The sequence below is a fragment of the Bacillus spongiae genome, assembly GCF_037120725.1.
Taxonomy (GTDB): Bacteria; Bacillota; Bacilli; order Bacillales; family Bacillaceae_K; genus Bacillus_CI; species Bacillus_CI spongiae.
In genome coordinates this window covers 1-22,356 of sequence record NZ_JBBAXC010000032.1, presented here as the reverse complement: position 1 = coordinate 22,356, position 22,356 = coordinate 1, and the positions used below count along the sequence as shown (strand labels likewise).

General features: G+C 35.3%; 26 protein-coding genes and 1 rRNA gene. 1 reads left to right on the top strand and 26 read right to left on the bottom strand.

Annotated elements, in window-relative coordinates; genetic code table 11:
• Window positions 1–143 precede the first annotated feature (143 nt).
• From WAK64_RS21740 to metG, 14 genes are all read right to left on the bottom strand, one after another.
• Entirely contained in the window at window positions 144–1,103 is a 960-nt protein-coding gene (locus WAK64_RS21740; protein WP_336589067.1) for a ribose-phosphate diphosphokinase, read from the bottom strand.
• Between the two features lie 13 nt (window positions 1,104–1,116).
• Complete coding sequence (gene glmU, locus WAK64_RS21735) at window positions 1,117–2,490, bottom strand: bifunctional UDP-N-acetylglucosamine diphosphorylase/glucosamine-1-phosphate N-acetyltransferase GlmU (protein ID WP_336589066.1); 1,374 nt, start codon at window positions 2,488–2,490, stop codon at window positions 1,117–1,119.
• A gap of 338 nt (window positions 2,491–2,828) precedes the next feature.
• Window positions 2,829–3,122 carry a septation regulator SpoVG gene (spoVG, locus tag WAK64_RS21730; RefSeq protein ID WP_336589065.1) on the bottom strand — a complete coding sequence of 98 codons (294 nt, stop codon included), beginning with the start codon at window positions 3,120–3,122 and terminating at the stop codon, window positions 2,829–2,831.
• 219 nt (window positions 3,123–3,341) lie between these two features.
• Window positions 3,342–3,716 carry a RidA family protein gene (locus tag WAK64_RS21725; RefSeq protein ID WP_336589064.1) on the bottom strand — a complete coding sequence of 125 codons (375 nt, stop codon included), beginning with the start codon at window positions 3,714–3,716 and terminating at the stop codon, window positions 3,342–3,344.
• 15 nt (window positions 3,717–3,731) lie between these two features.
• A complete protein-coding gene (gene purR / locus WAK64_RS21720; RefSeq protein ID WP_336589063.1) occupies window positions 3,732–4,565 on the bottom strand; it encodes a pur operon repressor in 834 nt (277 codons plus the stop codon).
• Between the two features lie 58 nt (window positions 4,566–4,623).
• A complete protein-coding gene (gene ispE, locus WAK64_RS21715; protein WP_336589062.1) occupies window positions 4,624–5,493 on the bottom strand; it encodes a 4-(cytidine 5'-diphospho)-2-C-methyl-D-erythritol kinase in 870 nt (289 codons plus the stop codon).
• Between the two features lie 207 nt (window positions 5,494–5,700).
• A complete protein-coding gene (locus WAK64_RS21710; protein ID WP_336589061.1) occupies window positions 5,701–5,880 on the bottom strand; it encodes a small, acid-soluble spore protein, alpha/beta type in 180 nt (59 codons plus the stop codon).
• A gap of 103 nt (window positions 5,881–5,983) precedes the next feature.
• Entirely contained in the window at window positions 5,984–6,247 is a 264-nt protein-coding gene (veg, locus tag WAK64_RS21705) for a biofilm formation stimulator Veg (protein ID WP_336589060.1), read from the bottom strand.
• 204 nt (window positions 6,248–6,451) lie between these two features.
• Complete coding sequence (gene yabG, locus WAK64_RS21700; protein ID WP_419465980.1) at window positions 6,452–7,333, bottom strand: sporulation peptidase YabG; 882 nt, start codon at window positions 7,331–7,333, stop codon at window positions 6,452–6,454.
• Window positions 7,334–7,645: 312 nt separating this feature from the next.
• Window positions 7,646–8,524: a 16S rRNA (adenine(1518)-N(6)/adenine(1519)-N(6))-dimethyltransferase RsmA gene (gene rsmA, locus WAK64_RS21695; protein ID WP_336589058.1), complete on the bottom strand. Its 879-nt coding sequence runs from the start codon at window positions 8,522–8,524 to the stop codon at window positions 7,646–7,648.
• Window positions 8,517–9,077: a ribonuclease M5 gene (rnmV, locus tag WAK64_RS21690; protein ID WP_336589057.1), complete on the bottom strand. Its 561-nt coding sequence runs from the start codon at window positions 9,075–9,077 to the stop codon at window positions 8,517–8,519. Before rnmV ends, rsmA begins: the two co-directional genes overlap by 8 nt.
• A 140-nt stretch (window positions 9,078–9,217) precedes the next feature.
• On the bottom strand, window positions 9,218–10,414 hold the full coding sequence (locus WAK64_RS21685) for a ubiquitin-like domain-containing protein (protein ID WP_336589056.1): 1,197 nt from the start codon (window positions 10,412–10,414) through the stop codon (window positions 9,218–9,220).
• A 224-nt stretch (window positions 10,415–10,638) separates the two neighbouring features.
• The gene (locus WAK64_RS21680; protein ID WP_336589055.1) at window positions 10,639–11,406 is read right to left on the bottom strand and encodes a TatD family hydrolase; all 768 of its coding nucleotides are present in this window, start codon (window positions 11,404–11,406) and stop codon (window positions 10,639–10,641) included.
• A gap of 259 nt (window positions 11,407–11,665) precedes the next feature.
• On the bottom strand, window positions 11,666–13,624 hold the full coding sequence (metG, locus tag WAK64_RS21675; RefSeq protein WP_336589054.1) for a methionine--tRNA ligase: 1,959 nt from the start codon (window positions 13,622–13,624) through the stop codon (window positions 11,666–11,668).
• A gap of 444 nt (window positions 13,625–14,068) precedes the next feature.
• Here metG and WAK64_RS21670 point away from each other — a divergent pair, with 444 nt between their 5' ends.
• A complete protein-coding gene (locus WAK64_RS21670) occupies window positions 14,069–14,353 on the top strand; it encodes an AbrB/MazE/SpoVT family DNA-binding domain-containing protein (protein WP_336589053.1) in 285 nt (94 codons plus the stop codon).
• Window positions 14,354–14,429: 76 nt separating this feature from the next.
• Here WAK64_RS21670 and rsmI read toward each other — a convergent pair whose 3' ends face one another.
• The 12 genes from rsmI to rrf all read right to left on the bottom strand — a co-directional run bounded on the left by rsmI (window position 14,430) and on the right by rrf (window position 22,354).
• Window positions 14,430–15,299 carry a 16S rRNA (cytidine(1402)-2'-O)-methyltransferase gene (gene rsmI / locus WAK64_RS21665; RefSeq protein WP_336589052.1) on the bottom strand — a complete coding sequence of 290 codons (870 nt, stop codon included), beginning with the start codon at window positions 15,297–15,299 and terminating at the stop codon, window positions 14,430–14,432.
• Window positions 15,268–15,558 carry a GIY-YIG nuclease family protein gene (locus WAK64_RS21660; protein ID WP_336589051.1) on the bottom strand — a complete coding sequence of 97 codons (291 nt, stop codon included), beginning with the start codon at window positions 15,556–15,558 and terminating at the stop codon, window positions 15,268–15,270. Before WAK64_RS21660 ends, rsmI begins: the two co-directional genes overlap by 32 nt.
• On the bottom strand, window positions 15,548–16,279 hold the full coding sequence (locus tag WAK64_RS21655) for a tRNA1(Val) (adenine(37)-N6)-methyltransferase (protein ID WP_336589050.1): 732 nt from the start codon (window positions 16,277–16,279) through the stop codon (window positions 15,548–15,550). Before WAK64_RS21655 ends, WAK64_RS21660 begins: the two co-directional genes overlap by 11 nt.
• Window positions 16,280–16,352: 73 nt before the next feature.
• Window positions 16,353–16,724: a DNA replication initiation control protein YabA gene (yabA, locus tag WAK64_RS21650; protein WP_336589049.1), complete on the bottom strand. Its 372-nt coding sequence runs from the start codon at window positions 16,722–16,724 to the stop codon at window positions 16,353–16,355.
• A gap of 13 nt (window positions 16,725–16,737) precedes the next feature.
• Window positions 16,738–17,559, bottom strand: coding sequence for a PSP1 domain-containing protein (locus WAK64_RS21645; protein ID WP_336589048.1), 822 nt, complete (start codon window positions 17,557–17,559; stop codon window positions 16,738–16,740).
• The gene (gene holB / locus WAK64_RS21640) at window positions 17,552–18,553 is read right to left on the bottom strand and encodes a DNA polymerase III subunit delta' (protein WP_336589047.1); all 1,002 of its coding nucleotides are present in this window, start codon (window positions 18,551–18,553) and stop codon (window positions 17,552–17,554) included. The genes WAK64_RS21645 and holB overlap by 8 nt, the downstream gene beginning before the upstream one ends.
• A gap of 14 nt (window positions 18,554–18,567) precedes the next feature.
• Complete coding sequence (locus WAK64_RS21635) at window positions 18,568–19,008, bottom strand: YaaR family protein (protein WP_336589046.1); 441 nt, start codon at window positions 19,006–19,008, stop codon at window positions 18,568–18,570.
• 20 nt (window positions 19,009–19,028) lie between these two features.
• Window positions 19,029–19,358, bottom strand: coding sequence for a cyclic-di-AMP receptor (locus tag WAK64_RS21630; RefSeq protein WP_336589045.1), 330 nt, complete (start codon window positions 19,356–19,358; stop codon window positions 19,029–19,031).
• Between the two features lie 177 nt (window positions 19,359–19,535).
• Window positions 19,536–20,171, bottom strand: coding sequence for a dTMP kinase (gene tmk / locus WAK64_RS21625; protein WP_336589044.1), 636 nt, complete (start codon window positions 20,169–20,171; stop codon window positions 19,536–19,538).
• 45 nt (window positions 20,172–20,216) lie between these two features.
• On the bottom strand, window positions 20,217–21,626 hold the full coding sequence (locus tag WAK64_RS21620) for an aminotransferase class I/II-fold pyridoxal phosphate-dependent enzyme (protein ID WP_336589043.1): 1,410 nt from the start codon (window positions 21,624–21,626) through the stop codon (window positions 20,217–20,219).
• A 91-nt stretch (window positions 21,627–21,717) separates the two neighbouring features.
• Window positions 21,718–21,918: a sigma factor G inhibitor Gin gene (locus WAK64_RS21615; protein WP_336589042.1), complete on the bottom strand. Its 201-nt coding sequence runs from the start codon at window positions 21,916–21,918 to the stop codon at window positions 21,718–21,720.
• A 320-nt stretch (window positions 21,919–22,238) separates the two neighbouring features.
• Window positions 22,239–22,354: ribosomal RNA gene (gene rrf, locus WAK64_RS21610) — 5S ribosomal RNA — on the bottom strand.
• Window positions 22,355–22,356: the final 2 nt, after the last annotated feature.

Genomic DNA, 22,356 nt, shown 5'->3' with positions numbered 1-22,356 from the left:
TAAATCCCATTGGTCCTTCTAGATATTCTTTAACAATGGTTAATTTTAAATCGTCACTATATTTTGCCATACAAAAACACCCCAAAAATTAGTTTTTAACTCTAACTTTTGGGGTGCAGAACCCATCTGGTAGGTCTTTTTCTTTAATCAAATAAAGTACTAACAGATTGTTGTTCAAATACACGTATAATTGCTTCTCCAATTAAAGGTGCAACTGAAAGTTGAACAACTTTATCAATCATTTTGTCTTCATTTAAAACGATGGAGTTGGTCACAACAAGCTGCTTAATCTTAGAATTTTGAATCCGCTCAATAGCTGGTCCAGAGAGAACAGGGTGTGTACAACAAGCATACACTTCTTTAGCACCATTCTCTACAAGAGCATTAGCTGCAAGTGTAATCGTACCAGCTGTATCAATGATATCATCAATAAGTACCGCTTTTTTCCCTTCAATATTACCAACAATATTCATTACTTCAGCAACATTTGGCTTCGGACGACGTTTATCAATAATAGCAATCGGTGCTTTTAGTCTTTCTGCCAGCTTACGTGCTCTCGTTACTCCACCGTGGTCAGGAGAGACAATCACAATATCTTCATCTTTAAAACCATTTTCTTCGAAATACTCTGCCAAAATAGGTACTCCCATTAAATGGTCAATTAAAATATCAAAGAACCCTTGTATTTGAGGAGCGTGAAGATCTAATGTAATCACTCGTGTAGCACCTGCTGTTTCTAAGAGATTAGCTACTAGCTTCGCCGTAATTGGCTCACGCGCCCTCGCTTTACGATCTTGACGTGCATATCCATAATAAGGCATTACAATGTTAATGGTTTTGGCAGCAGCTCGTTTTAGTGCATCTACCATAATTAATAATTCCATAAGATTTTCGTTAACTGGAGTACTTGTGGATTGAATAACAAACACATCACAACCACGAATACTTTCCTCAATGTTAATCTGAATTTCACCATCACTAAAACGCTTCACTGATGATTTTCCTAAGTTTACTCCTACTACATCTGCAATTTGTTGCGCCAAAGCAACGTTTGAATTAAGGGAAAAGATTTTTAATTTCGAGTTTGGATACTGGTTAGTCATGTCGAACCTCCACTTATTTCTTTATGTTCAAGTTTTTCACATAATTATTTTTATTGACTTGACGAGACCTTGCAATCGACAAAGCTTCTTCAGGGACGTCCTCAGTAATGGTTGAACCTGCAGCAACGTAAGCCCCTTTACTAATTGTAACTGGTGCGACAAGGTTTGAGTTGCACCCTACAAAAACATCATCTTCTATCTTTGTAAGGTATTTTTGCTTACCATCATAATTTACAGTAATCGAACCACAACCTAGGTTCACATTAGAACCTACTTCTGCATCACCAATATAACTTAAATGGCTCGCCTTACTTCCTTGACCAATTATTGACTTTTTAATTTCAACAAAGTTTCCAATCTTAGCTTTATTATTAATAACCGAATCCGGTCGAATATGTGCAAATGGACCTATAACAACATTATTGCCAATCTTACTATAGCGTACAACCGATTGTTGTATAACCGTTTCATTCTCAATCAATGAATGATTAATTTCTGTTCCAGGTCCAATTTGACAATCTTCCCCTATGACACATTCCCCAGAAATTGTTGTATTTGGATATATAATAGTATCACGACCGATTTTCACATCAGGGCCAATATACGTATTGTTGGGATCAATGATTGTAACACCTTTTCGCATATGCTCTTCATTAATTCTGCTTTTCATAATGATTTCTGCTTGAGCTAGCGCAACTCGGTCATTAACCCCTAAAGTTTCCTCAAAATCATCCGTTTGGTATGCACTGACAACCTCTCCTTGAGATTGAAGAATTTCAATGACATCAGGTAAATAATATTCTCCTTGTACATTATCATTAGAAACTCTTTTTAACGCTTCAAACAGGAGCTTATTGTCAAAACAATACGTACCTGTATTAATTTCGTTTACAGCTTTCTCCTGAGTCGATGCATCCTTTTCTTCTACAATTCGTTCAACAAGCCCTTGACCATCACGAAGAATTCTGCCATAACCGGTTGGATTATCTGCATAGCTAGTTAAAATTGTAGCTTTTGCATCTACCTCTACATGATGTTTTAAAAGTGCTTCTATGGTTTGTGATTTAATCAAAGGGGTATCTCCGCAAACGACTAGCGTAACTCCGTCTTTTTCTCCCAATATTGCTTCTGCTTGCATAACAGCATGAGCTGTACCTAGTTGCTCTTCTTGAAATGCAAATAAGCTACGACCTTCAAGGTGGGACTGAACCTCCTCAGCTCCATGACCAACAATCGTTACCGTTTGGTTAATTTGCAGATCAGAAATTTGATTCATTACATGTTCTACCATCGGTTTACCACATACAGGATGTAAAACTTTATATAATTTTGACTTCATTCTTGTTCCTTGACCTGCTGCCAATATTACTGCATAGCGTTTATTCATTTAACAGCCCCCAGTTTACCTTTTTACCCATATCGACTATATCTTAAATAGTCATCCATTTCAAGATAACATAATAATATACATGAAATTGTCAAGTAACAGAACAAGAATTGAAAATACATTAGATATGAATGAAAGAATACAATGAAAGTAATGGAAGAGGGATTAAGAGGATATACCTGAAAAGATGATAGAGATTAAAGAAGGATTATGGTTTAAGAATAAGGATGAGGAGGATAGTGCTAAGGATCTTTTGGACTTCGCTCATGCTTACAAGAGAGGTATATTATAAAAAAAGAGCCTTACTTTTGAAGTAGGCTCTAGTTGTTACTATTCTTTTAGGATGCGCCAGCTTCTTCAAGTTCCATCTCTTCTAGCTCTCCTAAACGATGATACTCCGCAAGAACAGCATCTTGGATTTTACCACGCGTGGTTGAATTAATCGGATGAGCAATATCACGGAATTCTCCATCTGGAGTACGCTTACTAGGCATTGCCACAAATAAGCCATTATTCCCATCAATTACACGGATATCATGAATAACAAATTCATTATCTAATGTAATTGATGCAATAGCGCGCATGCGACCGTCAGTATTTACACGGCGTAATCTTACGTCAGTTACTTCCACTCTGTTCACCACCTTTTTCCCTAGTTGAAAAGTCTATTACTATATTCCATAAAAAAATACATTATCCTTCTTAAAAAGTAAAAAAATTAAAAAAGTTTACCTTAATACGGTAAATCGGTCATTTTTTTGCTATTAAACAATCTATTATTTTTTTCATAGTGGCACTACTATGAAAAAGACTACCTTCAAATGGATTGAGAAAGGTAGCCTTTTGTTTTTTTATTTAATTAAAGCAATAACTTCTATTTCAACATCTACGTCTTTCGGTAAACGAGATACCTCTACGCAAGAACGGGCTGGCTTATGGGTATGAAAATACTCTGCATAAACTTCATTTACGAGAGAAAAATCATCCATTTTCTTCAGGAAGACTGTTGCCTTAACGACCGATTCTAAAGAGGCACCCGCTTCTTTTAGAACCGCTTGTAAATTTTTAAATACTTGGTGCGTTTGAATAGTAATATCTCCCTGAACAAGTTCCCCGTCAGCTGTTAATGGGATTTGGCCTGAGCTATAAAAAATATTGTTAACAATAACTCCTTGAGAGTAGGGTCCAATAGCAGCGGGAGCGTCCTTAGTTGATACAATTCTCATATAGCATATTCCTCCTTATAAAAACGAAAGGTTTGAGTCGAAATAATTTCCTTCAAATACATTAATTCTTTTTTCACGCTCATCAACGTTTGAAAGCTTAACAAGAGAAATGTAATCACTTACCAAACGTTCACTCGCATTTTCAGACTCCATTAATACAGCTATTCCTGCCACAGTTGCAGAAAATTCCTCTAATAAGTTAATCATGCCGTGGACGGTTCCGCCTGCTTTCATAAAATCATCCACAATCAATACTCTCGAACCTTCTTTTAAACTTCTTTTTGACAACACCATGGTTTGAATACGTTTAGAAGAACCAGAAACATAGTTAATACTAACGGTAGGTCCTTCCGTTACTTTACTATCACGACGTACAATGACGACAGGCACATTAAGGTGGTTTGCAATTGCATGCGCAATGGGGATACCCTTTGTCGCTACTGTCATAATTACATCAATCTCTTTTTCAGCAAAAGCAGACGCTAACAACTTGCCGACCTTGTTCATAATCGATGGGTTTCCTAGTAAATCAGTCATAAACAAATATCCACCGGGAAGTAGTCGGTCTGCACTAGCTAACCTTTCACACAATTCCTTTACAATTTCTTTTGCATCATTTTCTTGAACACGACTAATGAACCTGACACCACCAGCAGCACCTGGAACTGTTTGTAACGTTCCAATTCCACGTTGCTCAAAGGTTTGTTTAATAATAGCTAAATCCTCACTGATAGAAGATTTAGCCGATTGATAACGCTCTGCAAAAAAAGTTAACGGAACAATATGATTAGGATTTTCAACGATAAAATGCGTCAAATCGATTAAACGCTCGCTACGTTTAAATTTCATTTTTCCACTCCTCATTAAATCCGAATAATTATAGATAATATAACACCATTGTACGGATTTATACAAGAGGAAAACGATCGCCTAACATACGAACAGCAAATACCTGATCACAAAACCCTCTTAACCCATTGTATATTCTAGGAATTCTTGATTCATGTTCTACTAGCCCAAATACCGTCGGACCACTTCCACTCATTAATACCGCATCAGCCCCAAATCGTTCCATCTGTTCTTTTATTTGAGCAACCTCCGGACACATCGTCAGCGTAACACTTTCCAAAACATTTCCTATACTCTTACACATTTCTTTATAATCAGCATTCTGAAGAGCGTGAACCATCTCTGAAATATTTGGATGCTCAACTTTATTTAAGTTAAGGTTTCGATATACATCTGCTGTTGACACGCCTAGAGAAGGTTTAGCAAGAATAACCCAACAATTAGGCGGGGCAGGTAAATGAGTTATTTTTTCCCCTCTTCCATTTGCTAACCCTGTACCACCATATACACAGAAGGAAACATCTGAACCGATCTCTGCTCCTAATTCCGCTAGTTCATCTAATGATAACCCTAGTTCCCAAAGTTCATTTAATCCTCTAAGGGTGGCAGCTGCGTCACTACTCCCTCCTGCTAATCCAGCTGCGACTGGAATCATTTTATCTATTGAAATGGCTACCCCTTGCTTTATCTGAAATCGTTCCTTTAATAATTGAGCAGCCTGATATGCTAAGTTCCTCTTATCATCTGGTACAAATCGATTTTGAGATAAAATCGAAATTTGATTATTTGATAATGGCTCTAGTTCAATCCGATCCGCTAAATCAATTGTTGTCATTACCATTTCGACTTCATGAAATCCATCTGACCGTCTATGTAAAACATCTAATGATAAATTAATCTTTGCTGGTGCTTTCACCATAAGCTTCATATCGTCCACCTACTTTAAGATAAAATCTGTTCCGTCTATTTTATCACATTTTGTTTCATTCCTTTAACATGTAAGATAACAAAACAAATAATAAAAATAAATAAGGGGTCAAGAGAAAACTCTCACGACCCCAGCGGCACTTTAATACATTATATTAAACATTCATAGAACAACGGATTACCTTTTCTCGATGTGCTAAAAAGCTAATCACTTATTGGAATTCATCACGTGGTCTTGTGCATGCTTTACGGCCAATTTAACCATATTTCCTGCATCTCTAGATGTAATACCGCCCCAACCATCTTTTTGAACAATTTCATAAATTCCTAACTCTTTAGCTAGTTCCTCTTTGAGTGCCATTGACATAATGCCTTTTCTTCGAGTCATACAAACCCTCCTAAAGGTGCCGCGTATGCTAAGCATTCCACTATCGTATAACTCCCATTCCTCTTTTAAACAAAATAAAAAGCAGTAAACCTGTTGTCTACTGCTAATTTAAAGCAATCGATCTTGTTGTATCATCATAAAAGGTAAGTTCAACTGTTTCAGTTAGTACATCGGCATAGCTGTAAGAAACTCTTTCGAAAGCATTTTCTTCTTGATCTAGTTCAACTACAAAGACAGCTGGATACGTCTCTGTTAAGACACCAGAACGTTCTATTGTTTTTCTACGTCCACCATTCGCCTTTAGCATCAATCGTTTTCCAAGGTTTGAATCAAGTGCTTTTTTTATATCACCAAGAGTTTTTGGCATTTCGCTCCACCTCACTATTTTTACTATACCATAATACGTAATAAACGTCAAACAAATAAATTATTTTAACAAGAATATTTCGGTCTTGTCAATGTTTTTTGTTCAACAAAATTATGTATTTTTCTACATTTGCTCGTATAACTATCTTGCCCTATTTTTTTTAGAGTATGTATAAAAGCCGAAATGATTGCTCATTAACGGCTCTTATTCCTCATCCATAACCGGGCGAAATGGCATTCCCGTTCGAAGAACTCCTTTTGTATCCACACCTCCTAAGCCCTTTTCACCTGTTAATGTATTTCTTAAAACGTCCCATACATTGACGGAATCTACAAAAGGGGTAAACGCAACCTTCGCAACAATATAAACCGGATCTAACGCGTGAATATTTACTCGAGAAGGTGAACTAGCAAAATTAGCTCCCGCATGAATAAGCGATTCAAAATGAGATTGACATGCGCCAGCAAAAATAACTAACTGATCACGATGTGGTATTTTTCTTCTTGCTTCTATAACCGTTTCGACAAAATACTTAGAATGTCGATAAGCATTTATATCTGATTTCTTCCCTTTCGCCTTTGAATAAGCATCATGACCTGTTATTACCATAATATCTGGTCGGTAATGATCTATAAATGATGCTATTTTATTGGGCATCTCCTTTTCATCACAATGCACTCCATATACAGGTACGCCTATTTTCTCATAGAGTGCTGTACACTTTTTCAAATAAGAAGAATCTCCATCTAAATGAAGAACTCTACCTGGAACTTGAAAAAATTGATAATTTTCTACATATGCATTTGAAGACTGATATTCTTGTTTTTCATGAATAAGATCTATATCTTGACGAAAAAGCTGTAAAGACTGCTTTTCTAATGATTCAAATTGCTCAGAGATCTTTCGTTGGAGTCTAGCATCTACTTGGATTAAATCTTCAAAGGGGGCATCCGCAATTAAACGATAATCTTCCCCATACAGTATTGCATACGAACGACCCTGTCGATTCTGAATATCAATGACTCGAAATAGAATATCACAACCATAAGATCGTCGACCTACAATTGACTGAATCTGTATGCTCACCTTCCTCATCTCCAATGGACATTCATACTGAATTAATCTCTATAACGTATGCAAACAACAAACAAGAGGTGCTTCGGGGTTCTCGTTTCATTTAAGGGAAGAACTAAAAAGGCAAGGGTAATAGGGGTTAAAGTCAATGACATTGTTATATATTGATCTGTTGAAGAAACATTTAATGTTCAAAGCAAACTTTACAGGAACTGAATCTTATTAACGAGAAATGTATATTTTTTTAAATAAGAACAATATTTAAAACTATAAATACAAAAGAAGACCAACTAGAGTCCGTGCCTACCAGTTGGTCTTTTCACATTATTTAAAGTAAGGTAATAGAGCGTCACTTAGCTTAGCAAACTCCTGTATAGAAAGCGTCTCACCCCTTCTCACAGGATCTACTTCTGCTTCACTTAATGCAGAGAGAATATCATTCTTTTTTTGCTTTCCATTTGGCAGTTGGCTTACTAAATTATTTAAAATTGTTTTTCTCCTTTGAGCAAAACATGAACGTATTATGGTAAAAAAGAACTCTTCATCTAAAACTTGAGCAGCTGGTTGTTTTCGCTTAGTTAATTGAATAACAGCAGAATCTACATTAGGCTGAGGCATAAATACCGTCTTAGGCACAACCATCACTGTCTCCGCCTCTGTATAATATTGAATCGCAATTGACAAAGACCCGTATTCCTTCGTACCCGGCACTGCTGATATACGGTCAGCCACTTCTTTTTGAAGCATCACCACTAATCCATCAATAGGCAGGTTTTCTGTAAGTAATTTTAAAATAATAGGTGTAGTAATATAATAAGGCAAATTCGCCGTAACCATTATTTTATCTACTGATTGAAATTCTTCCGCAATAATTGCTCCAACATCAGCTTTTAAAATATCCTGATTAATTACCTTCACATTATCGTAAGGAGAAAGCGAATCTTCTAGAATTGGTAAGAGACGTTGATCAATTTCAAACGCCACCACTTTTTTTGCTTCTCTTGCTAAATGTTCTGTAAGAGCACCTATCCCAGGACCAATTTCAATTGCTCCAGTATGGTCGTCTAAACCAGCGTAGTGCGTGATATTTCTTAAAATATTGGGGTCAATTAAAAAATTCTGACCTAGGCTTTTCTTAAATGAAAAACCATACTTTTTAAGTATTTCCTTGGTTCGAATGGGTGTTGCAATATCTTTATGCATGACTTTCCTCCTCTAAAACCTCTTGTAAAGCAGTAACAAATTCTTGTTTTGTTATTTGAAAAACCTTCAGCCTGTTATAAAGTTGTTTACCGTTAGTGTAGCCTATTTTTAATTTTTGACCTAATTGAGTTCGGCGTTCCTTCGCTGAAGGGCCTGCAATTAAGCCTGCTGTCATAAGGTCTTCTTGACTAATAAGTTCTTCCACTTCTTCCTGCATCATATAGGCGTCTTTTAAAGCTAATCGGATTACATCTGGAGTAGCATGTTCAACACCAATCCCTTTCCCCGATTTAGCCATTGCATCTTGTTTTTTTATAAAAGCATGTTTACATCCCTTAACTTCTTGCTCAACTCTCCGTCGAATTTTTTCTCCAGGATAATCAGGGTCCGTTAATATAATAACTCCTCTTTTTTCTTGAGCATGTTTTATTTTTTCAATTGTAACAGCATTGATTGCTGAGCCATTTGTTTCGATTGTATCTGCATCAACAGCACGTTGAATAGCCACCGTGTCATCTCTACCTTCTACAACTATAATTTCTTTTATTTTCATAACTCCTCCACAATATTTAAACTTTTTTCCATAATCTCTCGTCTAATTAATTGAATAAGTTAGTATGTATATCTTACCTTATCTATATACTCTGTAAAAGAAAAAACAGGAGGAACTCCTCCTGTTTCTCACTTAATATATTAATCTAGGATTTTTATTTTTACCTGTCTTCTTCCCCACCGATAAGCTTCTTCCTTTGATGCTACAAAAACATCAATTTTATTCCCTTTAATAGCTGAACCCGTATCTGCTGCTAAGGCGTAGCCATAGCCGTCTACGTATACTCTTGTTCCCAATGGAATAACACTTGGGTCCACAGCAATGATTTTCATACCTGGGTTTTCATAAAGATTAATTCCAGTTGCCGTCCTACCAGAACATCCATTACAAGAGGCTGTATAAGCTGTTGAACTTACATAAAATTCTTCTCCAGCTTCCGAAGACCCACGTGATGCTTGCGCCGTTATGGTTTTTGATCCAACAGCGACAATTTTATCGACACTCTCTGTAATGATATCTTCTTTTACAAGTGTACGAGAAACTTCTTTTCCATTTTCCCTTACAATGTCGTAAGTTTTAGAAACCGTTCCTTTTTGTCCTTCTTGTAAAACTTTTTCCGTTCCTTTCGTCAAAGAAGAGTCTTTTCGTGTCACAACGGTATAGTCTAACAACTCTTCCACCTCTTCGGTGGCTTCTTCAACTCGAATTATATTAATTATATCTTCAGGTTTTATTACTGCTTCTAAACTAGGCTTAACTCTGTCTAAATTACCTATTGTAATTTTATGTTGCTTTAAAAAGTTTGCAACCGTAATGGACGTTGTTAAAACCTCTTGTTCCACTCCTCCATCTATCAAGGTTAGTGAAAAAGCAGGTTCGACTACTACCTTAGTATTTTTGACAATAGAATCAGTTAATGCTGGGCTTACTTGGTCAAACTGACTTAATTCTATCGCTTCATCTTCTAATAACTGCTCAACTGTTGTAGCAGTAGTCCATACCATATTACTTTCATTTCCAAGTACAATTTCAACCTGTTTTGCCGGCATCCAAATAACCTTCATATTGTTGGTTAATTCTTTATCAAGGGCAGGGTACACATAGTCTTTAGAGTCATGCTCTACTTTTAATTCTTTTAGCAGTTCCTCAATCGTATCTGCATTTGTAACGACTTCTTTTTTGTCGCCATCTATTGTTATCGCAATGGTGTGTTTAGAGCTTTGAAAGATTAAAAACCCGTAAACTGCTGCAAATAAAACAAAACTAGAAATGGCAATAAACCAATTCTTATTACTCTTAGACTTTAAAAACAGGTTTTTCATGCTGTCTACATTCATGAAAATTGCCTCCTTTTCTGGAGTGAATTATATAGGACATATCGATCGGATGTCAAATGCGTTCACTTTCAAAGGAAAGTATCTCCTATTATGCATAATTTTTCATAGCTTGCAAAGTTTAATCTATCGACATAACCCTCATAAATTAGCAATAAACCATGTAGAACTTTACAGAAAACAAAATAGATAGGACAAACTTTAACAATAATTGACAAATTCTATTATCATTTTATAGCGAATAATTTTATAGCATTTTCTGTTGTAGTACGAGCCACCTCATCGAAAGTAAGCCCTTTTTGTTTTGCAATTTCTTCTACAACAAGCTTCACATAGGCCGGCTCATTTCTTTTCCCTCTATAAGGGTGAGGTGTTAAATAAGGGCAGTCAGTTTCAATTAATAAAGAATCTAGAGGAATATCCCTAGCTATTTCTTTCGGTTTTTTTGCGTTTTTAAATGTAACAGGTCCCCCAAGAGAGATGAAAAAATTCATTTCAATGCATTGTTTGGCAATTTCTGTGCTACCACTAAACGAATGCATAATCCCTCCCACTTCTGAAGCTCCTTCTTCCTTTAAAATCTCAACTACATCCTGTGTTGCTTCACGGTTATGAATAATAATGGGTAATTTCACTTCTTTCGCCAGTCTAATTTGCTTGCGAAAAACTTCTTTTTGAATTTCAACTGGAGATTTATCCCAATGATAATCAAGACCCATCTCCCCGATAGCTACTACTTTAGGATGATTAGTAAGTTCTTTAATCCAAATTAGATCTTCGTCCTTCATATCAATTGCATCAACAGGATGCCAGCCTATACTTGCATAGATGTGAGAGTAGGTTTCAATTAGCTCCATTGCTTTTTCAATCGTAGGGCGGTCAAATCCAACAACAACCATTTTTTCTACGCCTGCTTCATTTGCTCTTTGAATCACTTCCTCCAAATCTTCATTAAATTGATCTGCATTTAGGTGGACATGTGTATCAAATAACATAATCAATACTCCTTTTGATTGTAATTAGTTTAATCTATTTCCATATGACATGCATCTCATGGGTGTAACAATTTATTTACAAATTCATGTTACCATTGTCTTACTAAACTACATAAAATTTATACAAAACAGGTAATCTTTTCATTCTTTGTAAGTATTCTTCACTATTCGACTTCAATTGATAGAAAAAATAGAATACCATATAAAAAAGAGTTTCACGTCGAAAAATGTTTCACGTGAAACCCTTTCTATTTCATCTTTATTTAATTTGTGAACCATTCGGTAACTGAAGGTCTGCTGTAGCTAACGCTAATTCACCATCATTACTTCCTGCTAAAATCATTCCCTCTGATAATTCACCTCGGAGCTTAACAGGCTTTAAATTCGTTACACAAATAACTTGCTTACCAATTAAATCTTCTGGTTTATAATGTTTTGCAATACCTGAAATCACTTGACGTTTTTCATATCCTAAGTCTAATTGAATCTTTAATAATTTATTAGCTTTCTTTACTGGTTCTGCATGTAGAACTTCCGCTACTCGAAGATCGACCTTCATAAAATCATCTATTGTAATTTCTTCTGTTTCAGGTTTATCTTCTTTAATTTCAGGCTGCTGTATTACTTCTTCACCTTTCATTTGTTCCTTAATGTATTGAACCTCAGCGTCTACTTCCAGTCTCGGAAAAATAGGTTGACCCTTTTTCACTATTTTAGTTCCTAAAGGTATCTTTCCGAAACCATCCAAGGAATCCCATGTTTTTAAACCTTCGTCTACTATATTGAGTTGTTTAAAAATTTCAACTGGTGCTTGAGTAAGAAACGGCGTTAATAACACTGCAACTCTTCGAAGTGATTCAGCTAAGTGGACCATCACATTTCCTAGTATTTCTTTTTGTTCCTCATTTTTCGCTAAGACCCACGGTTGAGTTTCATCAATGTATTTATTTGTCCTACTTATAAGCTGCCAAACAGCTGTTAAAGCAACTGAAAACTCCATCTTTTCCATTGCCTCTTCATACTGAACAACGGTTTGGTGATTGACTTGTTGTAATTGTTGATCAAATTCACCTTTAGGTCCTTCGTATAATGGAATTTCTCCTTGAAAATACTTATTAATCATAGCAATTGTACGATTTAATAAGTTGCCTAAATCATTAGCTAAATCAAAATTCACTCTTTCAACAAAACCTTCAGGAGTAAAAACCCCATCTGAACCAAAAGCTACTTCACGAAGAAGATAATAACGAAGACTATCTAATCCATATCGGTCAATTAATGTAACAGGATCTACAACATTCCCTTTAGATTTGGACATTTTCCCATCTTTCATTAACAACCATCCATGTGCAAATACTTTTTTTGGTAAAGGTAAATCCAATGCCATCAGCATTATAGGCCAATAAATTGTATGAAAGCGGACAATTTCTTTTCCTACTAAGTGGACGTTAGCAGGCCAGTAGTTTTTATATTTTGAATCATTATCTGTTCCATATCCTAGAGACGTAATATAGTTAGATAACGCATCAATCCAAACATATATGACATGTTTCGGATCTCCAGGTACCTTTACTCCCCAATCGAATGTAGTGCGGGAAACAGCGAGGTCTTCTAAACCTGGTTTAATAAAATTATTTATCATTTCATTTTTACGAGATTCTGGTTGGATAAACTCAGGGTTTTCATTATAAAAAGTTAATAAACGGTCAACATATTTACTCATTTTAAAGAAGTATGATTCTTCCTTCACTTTCTCAACATCACGACCACAATCTGGACATTTTCCATCAACTAATTGACGTTCTGTAAAAAAAGATTCACATGGCGTACAATACCAGCCTTCATATTCATCTAAATAGATGTCACCTTGATCTAATAACTGCTTAAAGATTTTTTCCACAACCACTTTATGACGTGGTTGCGTTGTACGTATAAAATCGTCATATGAAATATCAAGTTTCTTCCATAAATCTTGAATACCATCAACAATTTCATCAACATATTCCTGAGGAGTAATTCCTTTCTCTTCAGCTTTTCGTTGAATTTTTTGCCCGTGCTCATCCGTACCGGTTAAATACATCACATCAAAGCCGCGCATTCTTTTATAACGGGCCATCGCGTCCCCTGCAACCGTAGTGTAAGCATGACCAATATGTAAATTTCCACTTGGATAATAAATTGGTGTTGTAATGTAGAAGGTGTTTAATTTTTCTTTCACCGTGTCTCCTCCTTAGTCTTTAGCAATAAAAATTGTTTTTATCCTACATATATCCTCATCTTAACCGCTTTTCTTCACAAAATATACCTAAATTTTAGCTTTTCTGCAACCAATACCCTTACCACTGTTGTGATTGTTTGTGCAATCATCAGAAAAGTTTAGATATTGTCATCTTTTGTCGAATATATATGCCATTTCTCCCTTTTTCGACAAACATTTTATCCCCTTCATCCACCCTATATATTTGTTAAAATTTTACATAGTCTTATAAACCCTTGTAAATCAACAAAAAGATCTCTAAAAATCTATAAATCATTTTAAATAATATTATTGACGAATATGGGAATGACTGGTATGATAGATTTACCGACAGAAAATGTCGAAAAATGACGAATCATAATTCACATTCAGATAAAAACAATTTTGAGAGGGGAATTTTTTATTATGAAATCTACAGGTATTGTTCGTAAAGTTGATGAGCTAGGTCGAGTGGTTATTCCAATCGAATTACGTCGTACATTAGGAATTGCTGAAAAGGACGCACTAGAAATTTACGTAGACGACGAAAAAATTATTTTAAAGAAATATAAGCCAAATATGACTTGTCAAATTACTGGTGAAGTATCTGATGACAATATTAAATTAGCTGATGGCAAAGTAATTCTTAGCCGTGAAGGTGCAGAACAATTAATTAACGAAATTCAAGCCTCTTTTAGCTTAAATAAATAAATGACATTATTGAGGGAATCCTCAATTAACGAAAAAGCTAACCTCCTACATGAATAGCGGGTTAGCTTTTTTCACTTTATTCTATATGATATGCTTTATAAACTTCTCTTTTAGGAAGCTTCCTTTCGAGGGCTACTTGCTTTATTGCGTCCTTAGAATGAAATTGTTCTTCCTGTATGTAATATTCTATATGTTCTACAAGAGACTTGGTTGTCCACCAAGGAGTTTCCTCATCCAGTTGCTCTACTCCTTTTTCTACGATTATACAAAATTCACCACGAATTTCCGTGGCCTCCACCCAATCGATAACATCCTCTACAGTACCTCTTATAAATTCTTCATACTTCTTCGTTAGCTCTCTGCATAAAACCAGTTTTCGATTACCTAAATATTCCTTTATATAATGAAGTGTATCTTTTAATCGATGAGGAGATTCGTAAAAGATTAAAGTTGCTTCAATTGATTTTAGCTTATCTAACTCCTCTTTTTTATCCTTTTTACCTCTAGCTAAAAAACCATAAAAATAAAAAGGTTGTGGTTCAATTCCTGATGCAATAAGTGCCGTTAAAGCAGCGTTTGCACCTGGTAAAGGAATAACTGCATACCCTTCCTCTAATGTCTGTCGAACAATCTCATAGCCTGGGTCAGATATACAAGGCATTCCGGCATCACTTACTAAAGCAACCTTTTCACCATTCCTTAGCTTTGTTAATATTTTCTCTCCACTAACTTTTTTATTATGTTCATGATAACTCATAATCGGAGTTGCTATCTCAAAAAAATTACATAACTTCTTGCTATTTCTTGTGTCTTCAGCAGCGATCCAATTTACTTTTTTTAATATCTCAATTGCTCGAAAAGTCATATCCTCCAGATTTCCAATTGGCGTAGGCACTAAGTATAGTTCACCGACTTCATGATGATGAAAGCTTCGTTGTGTTTTCATACTTATTAACCTCCTTTAATAAATAATGTTCTTTCTGTTTTCGTGTTAATTGTTTAAATCGATATTCTGCCCTTAAGGCCTCACTCTTCGTCTGAAACTTCTCAAGATGCTTAAGGTTCACTGGGCGCTTTGCTCTCGTGTATTTTGCCCCTTTCCCTTTATTATGCTGACTTATTCGTCTCTCAACATTATTTGTATAACCACCATAATAAGAGCCATCATTACATTCAAGTACATAAAAATAATGACTATTTTCCATATAACATCTCCTGTACTTCCTCCGTATAGTTTCCTTCTTCAAAAATATAAAGGGGCGGGAGAACTCTTAAATCAGGTTTTCCATTTTTTATTCCTTCTATTAATAAGATATTTGCCTCTTTTCCCATTCTCGGATACACAAGTCGCATTTTTTTCGGTTCCAATTGATATTTCTTCATTAGAGTAACAATTTCTATTAATCGACCTGGACGATGAACAAAAGCAGCCTTACCTCCTTGCTTTAGCAGTGCAGCTGTTACTGAAATGACATCTTCTAACGTACACAATAATTCATGTCGAGCTATGGCTAAATACTCATTTGGGTTAATTTGTTCCTTTTGTGGTGTCTTAAAATATGGAGGATTACATGTTACTACATCGTGTTTACCCCTGCCTAAAAGAGCGGGTATTTCCTTTATATCTCCTTTTAAAAATTGAATCCTATCATTTAAACCATTATACTCAACACTTCTAACTGCCATATCATAAAGACGTTCTTGAATTTCAATTCCTAAAATATCGGCGTTTGTTCGCTTACTCAATAATAAAGGAACAATTCCATTTCCACTACATAAATCAATAATGTTCCCCTTTTGGATTGGAACATGTACGAAATTTGCTAACAGAACAGCATCAATGGAAAAAGAAAATACTGAGGGACTTTGAATAATTCGTAAATTCTCTGCTAGTAAATAATCTAATCTCTCATCACCTTTTAACATCCTCTGAACTCCTTATTTGTTTAATTCTATTTCTTTATTTTAAAAAAGCCTTCCTTTAATAGGAAGGCTACCGTTATTTTTTATTTAAAAACGACAAGCAAAACAAACAATCTTCATCCCTTCGAGGGCTTCCAAAGTGGATATTGCATATATGAAAACCTTCTTGGTAAAGTCTAGCTAGATTATCATATCCTTCACCAATATCCGCATGTTTATCCTCATCTCCTTTAGAAGAGGGATGTTGATCTATCTGTGCGCCAACTTTATTAGAGTTCTCCGTACTTTTTTTCAGTCTACGGCGCAAATGCTCATTTTCAAGCTGAAGCGAATTATTTTCTTCAATCATTTCTGCTAGATACTGTTTTAAATCACCTAGCTGTTTATATAATTGTCCAATTTGTTGTTCCATTTCGCTGACTGAATCAAAGAACTCTTTTTTATTCACTACTTCCACCTCATTACTCTGTGGCTTGAATTACGGCACCATTTTTTATTTCTTCTAAAGTAAATTCTAACACTCTTTCATGTTCTTTAACATCTACTTGGAGAACACGTTCTAGTAGATTTAGCCCCACAACCTTACCTTTCCCTTGTGGTGTTTCAAGCCACTCACCAACATCTGGCATTTCAGCTTTAGCTGCCTCATACTCATCATTTTCATATTTTAGACAGCACATTAAGCGCCCACATAGCCCCGAAATTTTCGTTGGATTTAATGAAAGGTTTTGATCTTTAGCCATTTTAATGGATACAGGTTCAAAATCGCCTAAAAAGGTTGAGCAACATAACATTCTACCACACGGACCAATTCCACCTAGCATTTTTGCTTCGTCTCTCACTCCAATTTGGCGCAATTCAATTCTTGTTCTAAAGATTGAAGCTAAATCCTTTACTAATTCACGGAAATCAACACGACCATCTGCTGTAAAATAAAAAATAACTTTGTTACGATCAAATGTATATTCTACATCTACTAGTTTCATATCTAATTGATGTGAATCAATCTTTTCGCAACATATCTCATATGCTTCGTTCGAAGCTTTTTTATTTTCTTGAACCATTAGCCGATCTTTATCATCTGCAATGCGAAGAACTTTTTTTAAAGGAAGTACTACATCATGTTCTTCTACTTTTTTTGGCTCAATCACTACTTTACCATATTCAACCCCACGTACAGTTTCCACAATCACATAATGGTCTTTAGTGATGGACAACCCGTCTGGGTCAAAATAATATATTTTACCCGCTTTTTTAAAGCGGATTCCTACTACATCATACAAAGGTATATCCCCCCTGTAGTTTTAGCACAAGCTCTTCCATTAAAAGCTGTGTATTCATATTCGCATTTAATTTTCGCTTAGCGTCTAAAACAAGTGTCATTTGTTCTGAAAGGCGATTCGTCGATAAATGAAGGGCTTGCGCTTCCCATTCCGATTTATAATCAGGAAACGCTAATTCATCATGATTAATACCGATATACAAGAGGTCTTTATAAATTAATAATAAAAGATCTAATGCACGATCTATATGTGGTTTTTCCTTAAAATGAAGAAAAAAATTCTCTTGAAGTTGAACCATTCCTTGAAGTGACTTTTTTCTCAGAACGTCATATAATTTTAACACTATTTTTCTTGCTTGTGCAAACCACTCATCTTGAGCAATCTGTAAAGCCTCGTCCAAATTATTAGTTAAATTAGCAACTAACGCTGCTACTTCATCAGAAATACCTTCAGCAATAAGTCTCTTCTTAATGACAAAGTTGGGTAACGGCTTAAAAGATAAAGTTTGACATCTTGAAATAATTGTCGGTAAAATTCGATGAATTTGTTCAGTTATAAGTACTGCTGTTGTATCGGATTGAGGTTCTTCAAGAAATTTCAATAAACTATTTGCCGCATTCACAGTCATTTTGTCAGCATCAACAATTATATAAAATTTCTTAGTTGATTCTACCCCTGTTTTACTAAACTCTTCTTGAAGAGCACGAATTTGATCTTTTTTAATAGATAAGCCCTCAGGCTCAATAATATGAACATCTGGATGGTTTTTATTCTCAATTCTTTTACAATTAACACAATGGTCACACGGAACGCCGTTTGTAGAAACTTTACAAAATAAACTTTTAGCAAAAAGGATACTAGCTTTCAGTTTTCCTGTTCCTCGCTGCCCCTCAAAAAGATAAGCATGTGCAACTCGGTCTCTCATTATACTATTTGAAATGATTTGGAGTACAAGCGGCTGAAGACTTTGTAGCTCTTCCCAAGCTTTTGTCACATACATTCACTCACTTACGTATATAAATTAATCAATAGCCCTTTAATTTCACCAATTCGTCCAAGGATATCGATTGACTCTCTCTCTTGATTTAAAACATCTTCTGAAAGTTGAACGAGTTCTTGATCAATCGTTTCTATTATTTTTAGCTTCCGTCCCTCACCAAATTGATTCCATGTATGAGAGTGTTTCAAGCTCATTCCAAAGTCCACCGTTTCTTTAATAAACCTTTTTACTAAACTTTTATATTTTGAAAGGTCTTTTAAATTTCGGGAGCGAGCAAGAATTCCACCTGCCTGCTCGACATTTAAAAGTAGTTTAGAGAGCTGTTCCATGTGAAGTTTTTGTTGCTTATTTTGCACAATCGTTCCAAATGATTTGCTGTTAGTGCTCGTTTCAGTTTGGTCAAACTTCATTTTATCTAAACCAATTTTCATATCTTGGTTAATTTTCATCTGTGTTGCCTCCACAAAAACTAAAACTGAATAAACTGGTCTACAGGTAATACAAATACGGTTGCACCGCCTACTTCTACTTCAACTGGGTAAGGTATATAAGAATCAGCATTGCCACCCATCGGGCTCACCGGAGCTACCATCTGTTCCCTTGATTGACAGTTTTCTTTTATTACTTGAAGGGCTTTATTCACTCGAATATCTTCTGTTCCAATCACAAAGGTAGTGTTCCCTGCCTTTAAAAAGCCACCTGTACTTGCTAATTTAGTCGATCGAAAATTGTGGTTCGTTAAAGCTTGAGAAAGCTTATTACTATCCTGATCTTGAACAATAGCTAATATAAGTTTCATGGAATGTGATATCCCCCTACTCTCAATCTTCCCTTTATTATATCAGTTATTAGATGAACATACAGAGAAATTATTGCCCTTACCACATGTTTACAACGTTATAATTCCTATTTAACTTAATTCAATAAAAAATCAATATTCCCTCTTTAATTAGGGTTTATAGCTTGTAAGACTATCCTATGATCTAATAAAGGGGTAAATAATAGATAAACAGTCCTCTAATACTTGATCTGGATCCTGGCTTGCATCTACCCTTTTTAATCTTTGTGGTTCTCGTTTGATTAAACGTAAATACCCTTCTTGAACTTGGTGATGAAAATCTATTTCTTCCAAATCCAACCGATTTATTTCACGTCCTTGATTTTCATTAATTCTTCTTAAACCTTCTTCAGGACTTATATCAAAATATAATGTAAGGTCAGGTAAAGTCTCTTCTATTGCAAACTTATTTATACTATATACCTCTTCAATGCCTAGTTTTCTTGCAAACCCCTGATAAGCTAATGAGCTATCAACAAACCGGTCACATAAAACAATTATCCCTTTTTCAAGTGCAGGAAGTACTTTCTCAACTAAATGTTGCCTTCTTGCAGCTGCATATAATAATGCCTCCGTTCTTGGGTCCATTTCCGTATGGTCTGGATTTAATATAATCTCCCGTATTTTCTCAGCAATTTTAATTCCACCTGGCTCTCTAGTTTTAATGACACCATACCCACTATTTTTTAATGATTCTTCAATTTTATGTATAATAGTTGTTTTCCCGGCTCCTTCAGGTCCTTCAACTGTAATAAATAATCCATTTTTATTCATAACCTACCTCCAGAACATACACTTGACTTCATTTGATTACCGTTATTAATCATATACATATAGCTTTCCATGTTCAAGTTTATGATTTCCCTGAAAATGAGCTCCTTGTTTTATTAATAGTCTTAATTGTTGAAGAGCTGCCTCTGATATCGTTTCTCCTTCCATAAAAAGTGGAATTCCAGGAGGGTATGGGATAACCATCTCAGCTGATACTTTTCCGGCTGTATTTTCTAGATTCACTAAAGTTTTTCTCCTCACTTTTGCCTCTCGATATGATATTGACAAAGCTTTTATTTTATCGGCGTTAGTTGATGAGGTGCGACCTACTGCATGTGGTACGTTTATTGCTGGTAGATTTTTTAGTACCTCAGCTGCTTTCCTTAAGTATGATTCTTCAGTATGTCTTAACAATGGGACCATTAATAATACTTGATATGGATCCGCTAATTCTGGAAATATATTAAATTGCTCTAAAGCCTTCTGAAGTGCATATCCTGTAGTGTTAATAGGTCGAAGAAGCAGTTTAATAGGATCATTACATTCAATGACCTCCATTCCTTCCATTGATTGCAATACTTCTAGAAAAGCCTGTCGTTCTTCCATTGTATATCTCCAGTCCACCTCTTTAAAACTAGCGATAAACTTTCTTGCTATATCAAGCGATGCCATAATGGGGTAGGATGGAGAACTAGACTGTAGTACAGATAGATATGTTTTTACTGCTTCTACACTAACTCTGTCACTATTAATATGTAAAAAAGAGCCCATTGTCATTGCAGGTAAAATTTTGTGAGCTGAATGAACAACAATATCTGCTCCTAATTGTATAGCAGATAATAAGGGTAAGCACTCAGAACGTAAATGAGGTCCATGAGCTTCATCAACTAGTACTACAATATTCTTCTCATGAGCAACCTCAATTAACGATTCAAGGGAATAAGTTACTCCATAATACGTAGGGTACGTAAAAATACATGCTTTTACCCCATCGTAAGTTGATAATGCATTTTTTAAAGTAGATACTGATACTCCTCCAGGGGATTGGGTATGTTCATCCCACTCAGGATCTAAAAAAATGGGATTTACATTGGCTAATTTCAACCCATTTAACACAGATTTATGACAATTCCTCTGCACAAATACCGTATCATTCTCATTACACGTTGCTAATATCATCGCCAAGTTCCCAACTGTACTACCACCTACTAAAAAATAACTTTCACTCGTTTTATAATAATCACTAAGTAAGCTTTCTGCATTTTTAATTACATCTTCAGGAGCATGTAAATCATCCAACCCACTTAACTCTGTTACATCATAAGGTAAAAAAGACCGAAAAGCTTCATTATTCCAACCAACTTCACCATTTTTATGTCCCGGCACATGAAAAGAATAGCTTTTTTTCCGAACATGGTTTTTTAACGCTGTATATAAAGGGGTTAATTTTTGGTTCATAAAATCCTTCCTCTCTTATTTTCTATTCTACCCCCGAACTACCGTAGAAATAAATACATTGAAAAAAGCTAAGCAATTTTTTTACTTAGCTTTAAGATGGTATATGTGGTGTTGTAATTACTTTTAAACGTTGAACGTAATAATGGTAGCTAGGATCTTTTGTTTCTGTATTAATCATCTCTTTTTCACAATCCGAACAAATAAACGAAGTGTATAAGTGAATTCCTATTTCTTTTTGATGAGAACAAATTATACATGTTTCCCCATATTTTAAACTGTCTTGTTGATCCATTTCTCCACCTCCATATACCTATTCTGCCCTAAAAAAACATTTGTATACAACTTTCTAAAAATTATTAATACCAATCTTTTAGTCGTCAATATAGTATATGGTTCTTACTTATTTCTGTGTATGTCTATCATGAATTTTTAAGGCTATAGCCCATTTAATTTATTTCGTTTTAACTTGAACGCCAAAATGAATAACTTCCCTACTCAATAAGGCTTTAATAAATGATATGTATGTTGTTTTCTTGCCCTTCCGTTTCCACATCCACTCAAACCTTCTCTTATTACACAAAAAAACAGCTCGTTTTGAGCTGTTTTGAATGTGCATGGCGACGTCCTACTCTCACAGGGGGAAGCCCCCAACTACCATCGGCGCTAAAGAGCTTAACTTCCGTGTTCGGTATGGGAACGGGTGTGACCTCTTTGCTATTGCCACCATACA

Bases quoted from the DNA above. Each gene is read 5' to 3' on its own strand.
- WAK64_RS21740 (WP_336589067.1), bottom strand. From the start codon at position 1,103: ATGACTAACCAGTATCCAAACTCGAAATTAAAAATCTTTTCCCTTAAT.
- glmU (WP_336589066.1), bottom strand. From the start codon at position 2,490: ATGAATAAACGCTATGCAGTAATATTGGCAGCAGGTCAAGGAACAAGA.
- WAK64_RS21725 (WP_336589064.1), bottom strand. From the start codon at position 3,716: ATGAGAATTGTATCAACTAAGGACGCTCCCGCTGCTATTGGACCCTAC.
- purR (WP_336589063.1), bottom strand. From the start codon at position 4,565: ATGAAATTTAAACGTAGCGAGCGTTTAATCGATTTGACGCATTTTATC.
- ispE (WP_336589062.1), bottom strand. From the start codon at position 5,493: ATGAAGCTTATGGTGAAAGCACCAGCAAAGATTAATTTATCATTAGAT.
- WAK64_RS21710 (WP_336589061.1), bottom strand. From the start codon at position 5,880: ATGACTCGAAGAAAAGGCATTATGTCAATGGCACTCAAAGAGGAACTA.
- veg (WP_336589060.1), bottom strand. From the start codon at position 6,247: ATGCCAAAAACTCTTGGTGATATAAAAAAAGCACTTGATTCAAACCTT.
- rsmA (WP_336589058.1), bottom strand. From the start codon at position 8,524: ATGCATAAAGATATTGCAACACCCATTCGAACCAAGGAAATACTTAAA.
- rnmV (WP_336589057.1), bottom strand. From the start codon at position 9,077: ATGAAAATAAAAGAAATTATAGTTGTAGAAGGTAGAGATGACACGGTG.
- WAK64_RS21685 (WP_336589056.1), bottom strand. From the start codon at position 10,414: ATGAATGTAGACAGCATGAAAAACCTGTTTTTAAAGTCTAAGAGTAAT.
- WAK64_RS21680 (WP_336589055.1), bottom strand. From the start codon at position 11,406: ATGTTATTTGATACACATGTCCACCTAAATGCAGATCAATTTAATGAA.
- WAK64_RS21670 (WP_336589053.1), top strand. From the start codon at position 14,069: ATGAAATCTACAGGTATTGTTCGTAAAGTTGATGAGCTAGGTCGAGTG.
- rsmI (WP_336589052.1), bottom strand. From the start codon at position 15,299: ATGAAAACACAACGAAGCTTTCATCATCATGAAGTCGGTGAACTATAC.
- WAK64_RS21660 (WP_336589051.1), bottom strand. From the start codon at position 15,558: ATGGAAAATAGTCATTATTTTTATGTACTTGAATGTAATGATGGCTCT.
- WAK64_RS21655 (WP_336589050.1), bottom strand. From the start codon at position 16,279: ATGTTAAAAGGTGATGAGAGATTAGATTATTTACTAGCAGAGAATTTA.
- WAK64_RS21635 (WP_336589046.1), bottom strand. From the start codon at position 19,008: ATGAAAATTAACCAAGATATGAAAATTGGTTTAGATAAAATGAAGTTT.
- WAK64_RS21630 (WP_336589045.1), bottom strand. From the start codon at position 19,358: ATGAAACTTATATTAGCTATTGTTCAAGATCAGGATAGTAATAAGCTT.
- tmk (WP_336589044.1), bottom strand. From the start codon at position 20,171: ATGAATAAAAATGGATTATTTATTACAGTTGAAGGACCTGAAGGAGCC.
- WAK64_RS21620 (WP_336589043.1), bottom strand. From the start codon at position 21,626: ATGAACCAAAAATTAACCCCTTTATATACAGCGTTAAAAAACCATGTT.
- WAK64_RS21615 (WP_336589042.1), bottom strand. From the start codon at position 21,918: ATGGATCAACAAGACAGTTTAAAATATGGGGAAACATGTATAATTTGT.